The organism is Cupriavidus sp. FW305-3-2-15-C-LB2, assembly GCF_058787575.1.
Genome location: NZ_JBYSZW010000013.1, coordinates 99,224 through 112,119 on the forward strand (window position 1 = coordinate 99,224; position 12,896 = coordinate 112,119).

Below are 12,896 nucleotides of genomic sequence, written 5' to 3' on the forward strand. Positions count from 1 at the left end.
GGGGACGCTCCTTTACAGCACAAAGATCGAAGACCCGGTGGTCTTGCGTGATTCCAGGTCGCGGTGGGCCTGCACGGCATCCTGCAGCGCATAGCGCTGGTTGATTTCGATGCGGATACGGCCAGCGGCAACGTGGCCGAACACCTCGGCAGCCAGTTCGGCCTTTTCGGCGGGGTCCGCAATGTAGTCGGCCAGCGCCGGACGGGTCAGGTAGACCGAACCCTTCCTCGCCAGCAGCTGCGGATCAAACGGCGGGATGGTGCCGGAGGCCGTGCCGACGCAGACCATCAACCCGCGCCGCTTCAGCGAGTCCAGCGAGGCCATGAAGGTGCTCTTGCCCACGCTGTCGAAGACCACGGACACGCCCGCGCCATCGGTCAGCTCCCGCACCCGCTTTGCCACGTCCTCATGGCTGTAGTTGATGATGTGGTCGCAGCCATGGGCGCGCGCCACCTCTGCCTTGGCCTCGGTCGAGACGGTGCCGATCACGGTCAGGCCGAGCAGCCTGGCCCATTGCGAGACGATCAGTCCCACGCCGCCGGCAGCCGCGTGCAGCAGGATGGCTTCGCCACCCTGGAACGGGTAGATGCGGCGCATCAGGTAGGCGGAGGTCAGGCCGCGCATGGTCATCGCCGCCGCGGTCTCGAAGCTGATCGCTTCCGGCAGGCGGATCAGCGGTGCGGCGGGCACCAGGCGCTCGGTGCTGTACGCACCCAGGGTGTTGATAAAGCCGGTGTATGTGACGCGATCGCCCTCCGCGACATGGGTCACGCCCGGCCCCACCGCCTGCACCACGCCGGCTGCCTCCACGCCCATGCCGCCGGGCAGCGGCACCGGGTAGGTGCCGTTGCGGAAGTAGGTGTCGGCATAGTTCAGCCCGACGGCGGCGTGGCGGATCCGTACCTCGCCCGGGCCCGGGTCGCCTACCTCGGCGTCCTCATAGCGGAGGACTTCGGGCCCTCCGGTCTCGTACATGCGAATGGCTTTTGCCAAGGCTGTCTCCTGATTGTCGTGTCCTGCCCGCGCCGCTATCATTGGCGCGACGGTAACGATTGTCAGACAGCCATGGCGCGGCACCCTTGACCGATCGCGCCAGGATTTGACATTTGATGACGGACACGACCGACGCCCCCACCCACTCTCGCGGCAGCCTTATGACCGTCCTTGTTCGCAGCGCTTCCCTGACCAAATACCTGGAGATTGCCCGGGGCGCGGGCCTGGATCCGGTGCGCATGGTGGCCCAGGCCGGCCTGGACCAGGCCTGCCTGTACACCCCGGACCTGCGCATCCCGGAAGCGCGCCTGGCCGAAGTGCTGGAGGCCTCGGCCCGGGTCACCGCCTGCCATTCGCTTGGCCTGATGGTGGGGGAATCGTGGCGCCTGTCAGACTTCGGCCCGGTCAGCCTGCTGCTGCAGCACCAGCCCACGCTGCGCCACGCGCTGGCGGAGATCGAGCGCTACCGCCACTGGCTCAGCGACTCCATCTCCATCCTGGTCACGGAGTACCCCGAGATCACGGTGCTGCATGTGACGTTGCAGACCGGCCGGCACCAGCCCGGCAGGCAGGCCGTGGAGCTGACCGTTGCCGCCCTGTACAGCCTGATCCGCGCCATCCTGGGCGCGTCCTGGAAGCCGCACAGCGTGCACTTCGCCCATGCGGCGCCGGCCGACCTGCAAATCCACAGGCGCCTGTTCGGGCAACACATTGAGTTCGGTTCGGAGTTCGACGGGCTGGTGCTCGCCAGCGGCGACCTGGATCGCATCAACCCGCTGGCCGATGCCAGCCTGGCCGGGTATGCCAGGGGCTTCCTCGACCTGCAGCCGGGGGCCGGCAAGCCTTCGATCGCTGCCGAGGTCCGGCGCACCCTGCAACAGCTGTTGCCGCGCGGGCGCGGCGCGGTGGAACAGGTCGCGCAAAGCCTTGGCATCAGTCCGCGCACGCTGCAGCGCCAGCTGGAGCAGGATGGAGACACCTTCTCCGCACTGGTCAATGAGGTGCGCCGCGAGCTTGCGCAACGCTACCTGCAGGATCCGCAGCGGCCGCTGGCCCGGGTCGCCACGCTGCTGGGGTTCTCGGAACCCAGCGCATTCTCGCGCTGGTTCGCGGCACAGTTCGGCAAGTCGCCGACACGCTGGCGCCAGGACGGCGCCTGAGACGGGCTGCCTACTTCAGGTACTTCATCGTGGCGACGCCGGTTGCCACCAGCAGCTCCCCATCCAGCCACACCTCTGCGCGCGAGAAGAAGATCGAGCGCCCGCGCCGGTCGACCATGCCCTTTGCGGTCAGCAGCTTGCCCGTGCCGTTGCTCAGGAAGTTCGAGGTCAGCGACAGCGTGACCGCATGGCGCGCGGCCTCGCCCGGCGCCGAGTAAAGGCCCGAATAGCCAGTGGCGGCGTCGAGCAAGGTGCAGATGGTGCCGCCATGCACCACCCGGCTGCGGTTGAGCATATTGGGCGCGAGCGGGAGCTCAAGTTCCACATAGTCGTCGCGCCACCGGGTGATCCTGACACCGATGCTCTCCAGTGCCGGATTGTCCAGGCAGAACTCATCATCGCCCTCACCTTGAGGTTTCACCGCATCCATTGCTTGGGTTTCCATTTCGCTGATCGTTTCGCTGATACCGGGTGGCGCGCGTTGCGCGCGCTGGCCCGGAACCCCGTTTCTGCTTGATTTATGGCATTTCGTAAATCTCTATTTCACGAAGCGAATCTTTTGCCAGCATGAATAAGCCCCCCTGGGGGTTATTCACTTGCCGCGCCTGCGCCGCCTTTGACTCGGTATTGAGAACGACCTAGGCTAAGTAGGCTTACCCTGCACCTTGGCCACGCGCCAAGGGCAAGTGATGTACCGGCGACGTTGCGACGTCCTGCAAAACCAGGAGGGCTCCCCATGAACATGCGGCCAGATCCGACATTTCACGCCTCGCCGGAACTCGCGATCAGCGCACCAGCGGAATCATTTGCTTATACGGTGCTGCTAAGCCCCGACGCCTCGCAGCCAGACGCGCTCGCGGTGATCGACGCCAAACCCGGCTCGCCCACCTACAGCCAGGTGGTGCATACCGTGCCGATGACCAACAAGGGCGACGAGTTGCACCATTTCGGCTGGAATGCGTGCTCGTCGTCGTTGTCGCCGCTGACCGGCCACGCGTTTCTCGAACGGCGCTACCTGATCATTCCGGGCATGCGCTCTTCGCGCCTGTATATCATCGACACCAAGCCGCACCCGACCCAGGCACGGATCCACAAGATCGTTGAGCCGGACGAGATCTTCCGCAAGACCGGCTACTCCAGGCCCCATACCGTGCACTGCGGGCCGGAGGGCATCTACGTCAGCACGCTCGGGGGCGGTGGCCCGGATGGCACGGACGGCGCGCCCGGCATCTTCATCATGGACTGCGAGACCTTCGACGTGCTCGGCCGCTGGGAAATCGACCGCGGCGAACAGGAGAAGCACTACGACTTCTGGTGGAACCTGCCGCGCGACTACATGGTGTCGAGCGAATGGGCCCTGCCGCCGCAGTTCGAGAACGGTCTGGTGCCCGAGGACCTGCTGGGCAACCGCTACGGGCACAAGCTGCATTTCTGGGACCTGCGGGCGCGCCGCAACGTGCAGACCATCGACCTGGGCGCCAACCACCAGATGGCGCTGGAAGTCAGGCCTGCGCATGATCCGATCCGGGAATACGGCTTTGTTGGCGTGGTGGTCGATACCACCAACCTGGAGGGCTCGATCTGGACCTGGTGGCGCGAAGGCGGCAAGTTCCACGCCGAGAAGACCGCAACCATCCCCCCCGAAGCCGCCGATGCAAGCCTGCTGCCGCCGCTGCTGCAGGGCTTCGGTGCCGTGCCGCCGCTGGTGACCGATATCGATCTGTCCCTCGACGACAAGTTCCTCTACGTGTCCTGCTGGGGCACCGGCGAAATGCGGCAGTACGACGTGACCGATCCGCGCAAGCCCAGGCTTTCTGGGTCGGTCCATATCGGCGGCATCGTCCGGCGCACGCCGCATCCCAACGGCAAGCCATTCGCCGGCGGCCCGCAGATGGTCGAGATCAGCCGCGACGGCAAGCGCGTCTACTGGACCAACTCGCTCTACTCCACCTGGGACAACCAGTTCTACCCAGACGGCATCCCCGGCACGCAAGTCATGGCGCATGCCGGCCCGGACGGCGGGCTGACGCTGGCCGATGACTACTGGGTCGAGTTTCCGGAAGGCTACCGCGCGCACCAGATCCGGCTGGAAGGCGGCGACTGCTCGACCGACTCGTTTTGCTATCCCTCGGTCAAGGCTTGACCGGTCACGCCTGGGAACAGATCGGTCTCTGGTCGGCAGTGCTGGCCAGCGGCCTCTATCACGGCATCAACCCGGCCATGGGCTGGCCGCTGGCGGTATCGAACGGCTTGCTGGCGCATAGCAGCCGCGCCCTCCTTGCCGCGCTCGGGTACCTGGCTTTCGGGCATGCGCTTGCGGTATTGGCGGTGACGCTGCCTTTCGGCATGCTGGCGGCCCTGGTCGCCTGGCAAGCGCAGATCCGCATCGGCGCCAGCGTGCTGCTGATCGGCTGCGGCATCGTGCTGCTGCTCAGGCGAGGCCACCCGCGCGCACTGGTGCGCATCGCGCCATCGCGGCTGGCGCTATGGTCGTTCGCGGTGGCGATCGCGCATGGCGCCGGCCTGATGCTGGTGCCGATCTATCTTGGCCTCTGCCGTGCCGAGACGGACCTGGGGCACCAGGCCGCCGCCACGCTCGCCAGCGCCAACCTGGGCATGGCGCTGCTGGTTTCCGTCATCCACACCCTGGCCATGTTCGCCGTGGGCGGCGCCATGGCGTGGCTGGTCTACCGCTACCTGGGACTGAAGTTCGTATCGCGGAGCTGGTTCAACCTGGAGGCGGTCTGGGCCGCCAGCCTCATCCTGGTGGGGATGCTGGCGCTGGCGCTTGAGGCCTTTGGATAGGCGCTGGACTCAACCGGCCAGCCGCGCCGCCAGCCGCCCTCGCGTGATCGCGGCGATCTGTGCCAGCGCTTCGTCAAGCTCCTGCTGCGTGCTGCGGCCAAGCCGGCGTTCGAACGCGGCGAAGATGCCTTCGCGGGTGTAGTGGCGCACGCAGATGATGAACGGGAAGCCATGGCGCGCCTGGTAGTCCGCGTTAAGCTGGTCCAGCGCGGCCTCTTGCTGCGCCGACATCGCGTCCAGGCCGGCGCTCTTCTGCTCGGCGTTGGAATCGGCGGTCATCGTGCCCGCGCGGATATTGCGTGCCGACAGCTGCGGGTGCAGGTTCAGGAAATCGCGCTGGCGCGGTTCGTCAAGCTTGCGCACCACGTCCATCATGGCGCCATGCAGCGCCGTTGCCGATGCGAACGGCCGCTGCGCCCAGGCGCCCTCGGCAGCCTGCGGAAAGTGTTCGAACACGCTGCCGAAGGCATCGGCAAAGGCCGCTTCGTCCAGGGCGTTGACCGACGCCAGGTCGAGTGGTTGAGACATGGATGCTTCTCCCGTAGGGATCCCGCGCATGGGGAATCATTGGATACGGGGCCGAGTATAGGAACGGCCCGCCGCAGCGGCGAGAGCCCGCGCCCTATAGATCCCATAACAGAAACCGATACCGCTAGCGGCGCATATCGCGCAGGTCGCGCAGCTCCTGCGAGGCGGCGGTCAGCATGCCGCGCAGCCAGACGTGCGCGGCCGAGCGGTGGCGCGACGGGTGCCACAGCTGGTAGAAGCGCATGAACGGGAACTCGATCGGCGGCTCCAGCACCGCAAGCGGCACATGCTGCGCATGGTAGTTGGCGAAATGGCGCGCGGTGGTCAGGATCAGGTCGGTGCCCGGGATCAGGCTGGGCGCCAGGTTGAAGTAGGGACAGCTGACGCGGTTGTCCCGGTGCACGCGCATGGTGCTCAGGCCGGCATCGACCAGGCCGCGCTGGTCGCGCGAATATGGCGTGGGCACGATATGCGAGGCGCCCAGGTAGGCCTGGGCCGTAAACTTGCCGGGCTGCGCATGCACGCTGTCCTGCGCCACCACGCACACCACCTCGTCTTCCAGCAGCACCGACAGATGCAGGTGCTCAGGCGGGTTGGGCCAGTTGCCGATCACGATGTCGACCGTACCCGCCGACAGCGCCTGCTCGTAATCGAAGGTGGCCCCCAGCGGCAGCGCCGACAGCCGCGCGTGCGGCGCCGCACGCCGCACCGCGCGCACCACGTGCGCGAAGAACGGCGGCGCCAGGTAATCAGGCATGGCCACCACGAAGCTCTGCTCGGTGGTGGCGGGATCGAAGCGCTCGTCCGAGACCAGCAGGTTGTCCAGCGCGCTGAGCGCGGCCTGGGCATTGCGCGCCAGCTGCAGCGCGCGCTCGGTCGGCACCATCACGTTCTTCTCGCGCGTGAGCAGCGGGTCGTTGAAGATCGCGCGCAGGCGCTTGAGCGCGGCGCTGATGGCCGGCTGCGACTGGTTCAGGCGGATCGCGGTGCGCGACACGCTCTGCTCGGCGATCAGGATGCACAGCACGCGCAGCAGGTAGGTATCGAACGGGTCGTCGGCGCGAATCATGTTGGGTCCGTGGCAGCAAAAGTGGAGGCCTGGCGGGTGCGGCCGCCGCCGCTCCGGGCGGCAACGCCATGCCGGGCAATGGCAACTTTGTAGCGTGTCGCGCACCGCGCGGCAACCGGTACAACCCGGACGACCCTGCCCGGCGCGCGTGCGCGCACCCCGGAAAACGCCCTAACTAGGGTAATCCATAGGTACGCCGAGGGTCAGCCCAGTCGCCCGCAAACCCGCGCCACACAAGGGATTGCAGCCCATATCGGTGCTGCTATGGGGCCTATACCAGCCCCCTCGTTTCGCATTGGCGGGCCATTCATATACTTGCTCCCAACCCGGCGGACGGCATGCACCGCCGCCAAGCAAGACCTGGCAGAACACGACAAGACAGGAGACATCATGTCGATCACGAAACAAGGCATCCCGGTATTCGCCGGCACCGCCGACGACGCCGAGGACAGCGTCTACCGCAAGGTAACCTGGCGCCTGCTGCCCTTCCTTGGGGTGCTGTGGGTACTGGCCTGGCTGGACCGGGTCAACATCGGCTTCGCCAAGCTGCAGATGCTGGACGCGCTGCAGTTCAGCGAGGCCGTGTACGGGCTGGGCGCGGGCATCTTCTTCCTTGGCTACTTCTTCTTCGAGGTGCCGTCGAACATGCTGCTGCAGAAGATCGGCGCCAAGAAGACGATCATGCGCATCACCATCTGCTGGGGCGTGATCTGCATGCTGCAGAGCTTTGTCACCACGCCCACGCAGTTCTACATCCTGCGCTTCCTGCTGGGCGCGTTCGAAGCCGGCTTCTACCCGGGCGTGATCCTGTACCTGACCTACTGGTATCCGTCGCAGCGCCGCGCGCGCGCCTTCGGCACTTTCATGTCCGCGTCGGCCATCGCCGGCGTGCTGGGCGGGCCGCTGGCCGGCTGGATCATGACCGGCATGGCTGGCGTGAGCGGCATGCACGGCTGGCAGTGGCTGTTCATCCTGGAAGGCATCCCGTCGGTGCTGGCCGGCATCTTTGCCTGGTTCTACATGACCGACAAGCCGGAGCAGGCGCGCTGGCTCTCCGACGACGAGAAGCGCGTGCTGCAGGACGCCCTCAAGCGCGACAACGCCGCCCTGGGCGAGCGCGGCCACGACTGGCGCACGCTCTTCACCAACCCCAAGGTGTGGCTGCTGATCGCGATCTACTTCTGCCTGCTGTGCGCCAACTCGACGCTGACCTTCTGGATCCCGACCGTCATCAAGGACGTGGGCTTCACCACGCCAATGGCGGTGGGCTGGATTGCGGCCGTGGCCTACCTGTGCGGCGCCGCCGGCATGATCCTCAATGGCGCGCATTCCGACCGCCGCAATGAAGTGCGCTGGCACTTCAGCGGCTCGGCGCTGGTCGGTGGCGGTGCCATGGCGGTGCTGGCCGTGCTGCTGGGCGCGCAGGTGCTGTCGCCGGTGATCGCACTGCTCGCCATGACTGCCGCGCTGGTCGGCACCATGAGCGCCATCCCCGTGTTCTGGCAGCTGCCCAACCGCTACCTGGCGGGCAGCGCCGCCGCGGTGGGCGTGGCCCTGATCAACTCGGTGGCCAACCTGGCCGGCTTTGGCGCGCCTTATGTGATGGGGCTGATCAAGAACACCACCGGCAAGCTCACCTCCGGCCTGTACCTGGTGGCGGTGATCGAGGTGCTGGCCGCGGTGCTGGTGCTGGCCGGCATCCGCAAGCTGGGCAAGCACGGCAAGCAAGGGGCCTGACATGGACAACCATAGCTTCGATCCCACCCGCCGGCGCTTCGCGCTGCAATCGATGACGCTGGGCGGCGGCGCGCTGCTGGCTGGCGCCAGCTGGGGCGCAACGCCCGATGCGGCGGCCCCCAACCAGACCGCTGCACCGGTGCAGCAAGGCGGCCTGAGCCCGCGCCTGACGCTGCACGCGCTGGACACCTATAACGGCACGCCCGCGGCCGGCATGCGCGTGGAGATGTTCCGCATCGACAATGGCCAGCGCACGCCGCTGCAGACCGTCACGCTGGCCGCCAACGGCCGCAGCGAACCGCCGCTGCTGATCGGCGACAGCTACCGCACCGGCACCTATGAGCTGATCCTGCACGCGGACGAGTACTTTGCCGCGCGCAAGGCCAGCCTGCCGCAACCGTCGTTCCTGTCGAAGATCCCGCTGCGCCTGCGCGTCACCGACGCCAGCCAGCGCATCCACCTGCCCGTGCTGTTCGGGCCGTGGAGCTACAACTACTACCGCGGCAGCTGACGCCGCGGCCCAACCCGGAGACCAACGCATCATGGCAGGCATCAGCACACATGTGCTCGACGTATCCCTGGGCCGCCCCGTGGCCGGCATGCAGGTGGAACTGTTCGACGTTGCCACCCAGCCCCCGCGGCTGATCGCGCGCACCCGCACCAACCACGACGGCCGCACCGACGCGCCGATGCTGCCGCCGGCGCAGGCGCGCACCGGCGAGTTCGAATTGCGCTTCTGGGTAGCGGACTACTTCCGCACCCCCGACGTGTTCGCCGATATTGTTCCCGTGCGCTTTACCATCGCGGACGCCGTGCAGCACTACCATGTGCCGTTGCTGTGTTCGCCGTGGAGCTTCGGGACTTATCGGGGCAGCTGAAGGCAGCAGCAGGTCGCCCGCGCTGCAAAGCGCGGCGACTGTTGACGACCTCGCCGCCGCCCCCTCCTAGCGCGGCTTGCGCACTTCCGTTTCCCCGGGCAACAGCACATCACCGTCGCTGGTCCAGGGTATCATCAGCGGCACCGGCTTCCCGGTCCGCTTCTCCACCATCAGCGAGCGCCGCTCGCCGCGCGCAAACAGATGTTGTTCGCCCCATTGGCGCAAGGCCAATACGATGGGGAACAGGCTCTCTCCCTTCTTCGTCAGCACATACTCGTGATACGCGCTGCCATCGGAAGCCGGCTGCGTCGTCAGGATGCCGGCTTCCACCAGCCGGCGCAGGCGGTCGGACAGGATGTTGCGCGCGACCGCCAGGCTGCGCTGGAAGTCGCTGAAGCGGCGCATGCCGTCGAAGGCATCGCGCACGATCATCAGCGACCAGCGCTCGCCGACCAGTTCCAGGGTACGAGCAACGGGGCAGGTTTCATCGCTCGGGTCTTTGCGGGTGGCCATGTCTTGGTTGCCTTGGGGCTGTGCAGCCCGTCAATGTAGTTGCATTTTAAAACCAGTACGCTTACGCTTCAACTGGTTTTGTTTTGCAACCACATGGACTGGTATGAAAACCTCCCCCGCTACGCCGGTGACGGCACCGCCTCCGACTTGCCCTGCGACACCGTGTGCGAACCTGCCGCGCGGCGCGGTGCTGCTGTTCGCCTGCGCCAGCGGCCTGAGCGTCGCCAATGTCTATTACGCCCAGCCGCTGCTGGATGCGCTGATGGCGGATTTCTCCATCAGCGCCGGGGCCATCGGCGGAGTGGTCACCGCCACCCAGCTTGGCTGTGCCCTGGCGCTGCTGTTGCTGGTGCCGCTGGGCGACCTGGTGCAACGCCGCCGCCTGATGCTGGCACAGGTGCTTGCCCTGGCCGGCGCGCTGGCTGCCGTGGCGCTGGCGCCGTCCGTTACGGTGCTGCTGGCGGGGATGCTCCTGACCGGCTTGCTCGGCACCGCCATGACCCAGGGATTGATCGCCTATGCGGCCGCGGCTGCAGGACCGCATGAGCGCGGGCACGTGGTCGGCACCGCGCAGAGCGGTGTCTTTATCGGACTGCTGCTGGCGCGTGTCGTGGCCGGCGGCGTCAGCGACGTGGCCGGGTGGCGCAACGTCTATGTCTGCGCCGCAGCGGCGATGCTGGTGCTTGCATGGCTGCTATGGCGCACGCTGCCAGTGGTGGCCAGCGCCGGCCAGCGCATGCGATACGCCAGCCTGGTCGCATCGATGTTCCTGCTGCTGCGCCGCGACCGGGTCTTGCAGATCCGGGGAACGATCGCGCTGCTGATGTTCGCGGCGTTCAACATCTTGTGGAGCGCGCTGGTATTGCCGCTGAGCGCTCCGCCCTATGGGCTCTCGCATACGGCCATCGGCGCCTTCGGGCTGGTTGGCGCGGTGGGCGCCCTGGCGGCTGCGCGTGCGGGGTGCTGGGCGGACCAGGGCTTCGGGCAGCGCACCACGCTCGCGGCACTGGTGCTGCTGGTGGCGGCCTGGCTGCCGCTGTCATGGCTGGAGACCTCGCTGTGGCCGCTGGCCATCGGCATCGTGCTGCTCGACCTGGGCGGCCAGGCCATCCACGTCACCAACCAGAGCATGATCTTCCGCACCGATGCCGCGGCGCACAGCCGGCTGGTCGGCGCGTACATGCTGTTCTACGCGGCGGGCAGCGGGCTGGGCGCGATTGCCACCACGGCGGTCTATGATGCTGCCGGCTGGCGGGGCGTGTGCGCGCTGGGCGCCGTGGTCAGCTTGCTGGCACTGGTGTTCTGGGCCGCTACCCGGCGCTTCATGCCGGCGCAAGCACCTGAGGTGTAGGGGCAGGCCTGCAGGAGGCGTTCTGCGCATCAACGCCCCCCCTCTACGTCACTCGGGCTCGATTCCCGCTGCCTTGATCACCTTGGCCCATTTCAGGGTCTCGCTGCGGACAAAGGCGGCCAGTTCCTCGGACGTCGATGGCGCAGGCTGACCTCCGGTGCGGGCAAAGTAGTCGGTGGCAGCCGGCCCGGTCAGGCCGTTCCGCATCAGTTCGCTCATGCGGTCCACCACGGGCTTCGGCGTCCCGGCCGGGAAGAAGGCCGCCGACCATGCCACCATCTCATAGCCGGGCAGGCCGCTCTCAGCCATCGTGGGGACATCCTTGAGTACCGGATTGCGCTGCGCAGTGGTCACCGCGACCGCGCGCAGCTTGCCGCCCTGGATCAGCGTCATGGCCGGAGAAATATCGGAGATCATGAAATCGATCTGGTGCCCCATCAGGTCGGTCAGGGCCAGCGGCACCCCTTTGTAGGGCACATGCAGCGCCTGCACGCCGGCCAGCATCTTGTAGAGCTCGCTAGCGATGCGGGTCGACGAACTGCCGCTGGCAAACGTCAGCGTCCCATTTCTTGCCTTGGCCAGCGCCGTCAGGTCTGCCAGCGTGCGTACCGGACTGTCGGGCGGCACCACCAATACCAGCCCGCTCTTGGCGATCAGCGATGCCGGGGCGAAATCCTTGATCGGGTCATAAGGAAGCTTCTTGAACAAGGACGCATTGGCAGCATGCGTGGTGTTGGTCGTCACCAGCATGGTGTAGCCGTCGCCGGTTGCGCCGGCCACGGCCTTGGCGGCAATGAAGCCGTTGGCGCCCGGACGGTTGTCCACCACCACGGGCTTGCCCGTCTGCGCGGTGATCCGCTCGGCGACAAAGCGCGCACTGCTGTCGGTGCCGCTGCCCGCGGGAAACGGCACGATGACGCGGACTGGCTTGTCCGGATATTGGCTGGCGTCCGCGGCCTGCGCCGTCGCGGCTGTGGCCGCGGCCAGCGGCAACAGCAGCCCGATGGCCACTTTACGCATGCATGGATGAATCATGGTCTGTCTCCTCGTGCCTTTGGCATCTGTTCATTGTCTGGGCCCTGCGCGGGCCGGATTCAGGGCACCGCGTCGTGCGCCCGCACCAGGATGGCCTCGCACGGGCCACCTTGCGCCGCAAAGCTGAAAGTGCCGCCCTCCGGCACAAAGACCCAGTCCCCCGACGTCGCGGTGAACTGCTGGTCGTTGATCTCGCCGCTGACCGAACCCGACTGCAGGAACAGCACCTGCTCAGTCGCCGCCACCGAGTGCGCTTCGGCACCGCCCGTGGCTTCGAGCTCCAGTGCGCGAATATCCAGATGCCGAGCGCCGACCGTGTCGCGCGTAATCACGGGCCTGGCACGGACGCGATGGTAGTGAGGCAGGCTTTGGGCCGCCTCATGCATCGGCACCTCGCGCAGGCTGTCCGCCTGCGCGCTGCAGCGGGGATCATCCGCTGCGCTGGCCACCACGGCCGCGTTCGGGTTTTCGCTGTACGGTGGGGCGTACACCACCATGACCTGCACCGGCTCGTCGCTGACGACCTCGAAGCGGTGGAATACGCCCATCGGATTGAAACCCCAGTCGCCCGCACGCAGGGTGCGCGCCCTGCCGGCGACCTCGCCGATGCCCTCGCCCGCCAGCAGGTAGGACGCCTGCTCCAGGTTCGGATGCGCATGGGGCAAGGCGCCATGGCCGCGAGAAATCGTGCCCAACAGCACTTCGATGCGCCGCGCGCCGACCGTCTCCCTGCCGATCACGCGCTGGTTGGCGGTTCCGGTATGGTTGGCCGGGGAATAGGCGGGCACATCGGCGGCGCGTCGTACGAATTGCGATGTCATGCGTTG

Annotated in this window: 14 protein-coding genes; 7 read left to right on the top strand and 7 right to left on the bottom strand. The window is 67.1% G+C overall.

Going from position 1 to position 12,896, the window contains the following annotated elements:
* Positions 1–12: 12 nt before the first annotated feature.
* Positions 13–993, bottom strand: coding sequence for a quinone oxidoreductase family protein (locus AC3WRR_RS12405; protein WP_010809724.1), 981 nt, complete (start codon positions 991–993; stop codon positions 13–15).
* A 161-nt stretch (positions 994–1,154) separates the two neighbouring features.
* Between AC3WRR_RS12405 and AC3WRR_RS12410 the strand changes: the two genes are divergently transcribed.
* A complete protein-coding gene (locus tag AC3WRR_RS12410) occupies positions 1,155–2,153 on the top strand; it encodes an AraC family transcriptional regulator (RefSeq protein ID WP_439669904.1) in 999 nt (332 codons plus the stop codon).
* A gap of 10 nt (positions 2,154–2,163) precedes the next feature.
* On the opposite strand, the gene AC3WRR_RS12415 is transcribed toward AC3WRR_RS12410, so the two are convergent.
* Positions 2,164–2,583, bottom strand: a complete 420-nt coding sequence (locus tag AC3WRR_RS12415; protein ID WP_011616948.1) for a PaaI family thioesterase — start codon at positions 2,581–2,583, stop codon at positions 2,164–2,166.
* A gap of 306 nt (positions 2,584–2,889) precedes the next feature.
* On the opposite strand from AC3WRR_RS12415, the gene AC3WRR_RS12420 reads away from it, so the two are divergent.
* Positions 2,890–4,296 carry a selenium-binding protein SBP56-related protein gene (locus AC3WRR_RS12420; RefSeq protein ID WP_010809721.1) on the top strand — a complete coding sequence of 469 codons (1,407 nt, stop codon included), beginning with the start codon at positions 2,890–2,892 and terminating at the stop codon, positions 4,294–4,296.
* On the top strand, positions 4,293–4,958 hold the full coding sequence (locus AC3WRR_RS12425; RefSeq protein WP_010809720.1) for a hypothetical protein: 666 nt from the start codon (positions 4,293–4,295) through the stop codon (positions 4,956–4,958). The genes AC3WRR_RS12420 and AC3WRR_RS12425 overlap by 4 nt, the downstream gene beginning before the upstream one ends.
* 9 nt (positions 4,959–4,967) lie before the next feature.
* Here the strand turns inward: AC3WRR_RS12425 and uraD are convergent, their stop codons facing one another.
* Together uraD and AC3WRR_RS12435 are read right to left on the bottom strand one after the other, a co-directional pair.
* Positions 4,968–5,486, bottom strand: a complete 519-nt coding sequence (gene uraD, locus AC3WRR_RS12430) for a 2-oxo-4-hydroxy-4-carboxy-5-ureidoimidazoline decarboxylase (protein WP_010809719.1) — start codon at positions 5,484–5,486, stop codon at positions 4,968–4,970.
* A gap of 124 nt (positions 5,487–5,610) precedes the next feature.
* Positions 5,611–6,555 (bottom strand): LysR family transcriptional regulator, encoded by a 945-nt coding sequence (locus AC3WRR_RS12435; RefSeq protein ID WP_011616945.1) that lies wholly within the window; start codon positions 6,553–6,555, stop codon positions 5,611–5,613.
* Positions 6,556–6,945: 390 nt separating this feature from the next.
* Between AC3WRR_RS12435 and AC3WRR_RS12440 the strand changes: the two genes are divergently transcribed.
* The 3 genes from AC3WRR_RS12440 to uraH (AC3WRR_RS12450) are packed head-to-tail and all read left to right on the top strand — an operon-like array spanning position 6,946 to position 9,170.
* Positions 6,946–8,292, top strand: coding sequence for an MFS transporter (locus AC3WRR_RS12440; RefSeq protein ID WP_010809717.1), 1,347 nt, complete (start codon positions 6,946–6,948; stop codon positions 8,290–8,292).
* A gap of 1 nt (position 8,293) precedes the next feature.
* Positions 8,294–8,803, top strand: coding sequence for a hydroxyisourate hydrolase (gene uraH, locus AC3WRR_RS12445; RefSeq protein ID WP_010809716.1), 510 nt, complete (start codon positions 8,294–8,296; stop codon positions 8,801–8,803).
* 31 nt (positions 8,804–8,834) lie between these two features.
* Positions 8,835–9,170, top strand: a complete 336-nt coding sequence (gene uraH, locus AC3WRR_RS12450; RefSeq protein ID WP_492297138.1) for a hydroxyisourate hydrolase — start codon at positions 8,835–8,837, stop codon at positions 9,168–9,170.
* Positions 9,171–9,236: 66 nt separating this feature from the next.
* On the opposite strand, the gene AC3WRR_RS12455 is transcribed toward uraH (AC3WRR_RS12450), so the two are convergent.
* Positions 9,237–9,683 (bottom strand): winged helix-turn-helix transcriptional regulator, encoded by a 447-nt coding sequence (locus tag AC3WRR_RS12455; RefSeq protein WP_492297140.1) that lies wholly within the window; start codon positions 9,681–9,683, stop codon positions 9,237–9,239.
* 103 nt (positions 9,684–9,786) lie between these two features.
* Between AC3WRR_RS12455 and AC3WRR_RS12460 the strand changes: the two genes are divergently transcribed.
* Positions 9,787–11,034: an MFS transporter gene (locus tag AC3WRR_RS12460; protein ID WP_037024000.1), complete on the top strand. Its 1,248-nt coding sequence runs from the start codon at positions 9,787–9,789 to the stop codon at positions 11,032–11,034.
* 48 nt (positions 11,035–11,082) lie between these two features.
* Here the strand turns inward: AC3WRR_RS12460 and AC3WRR_RS12465 are convergent, their stop codons facing one another.
* Together AC3WRR_RS12465 and AC3WRR_RS12470 are read right to left on the bottom strand one after the other, a co-directional pair.
* Positions 11,083–12,069, bottom strand: a complete 987-nt coding sequence (locus AC3WRR_RS12465) for a Bug family tripartite tricarboxylate transporter substrate binding protein (protein ID WP_052181609.1) — start codon at positions 12,067–12,069, stop codon at positions 11,083–11,085.
* 59 nt (positions 12,070–12,128) lie between these two features.
* The gene (locus AC3WRR_RS12470; protein WP_439669903.1) at positions 12,129–12,890 is read right to left on the bottom strand and encodes a cupin domain-containing protein; all 762 of its coding nucleotides are present in this window, start codon (positions 12,888–12,890) and stop codon (positions 12,129–12,131) included.
* Positions 12,891–12,896: the final 6 nt, after the last annotated feature.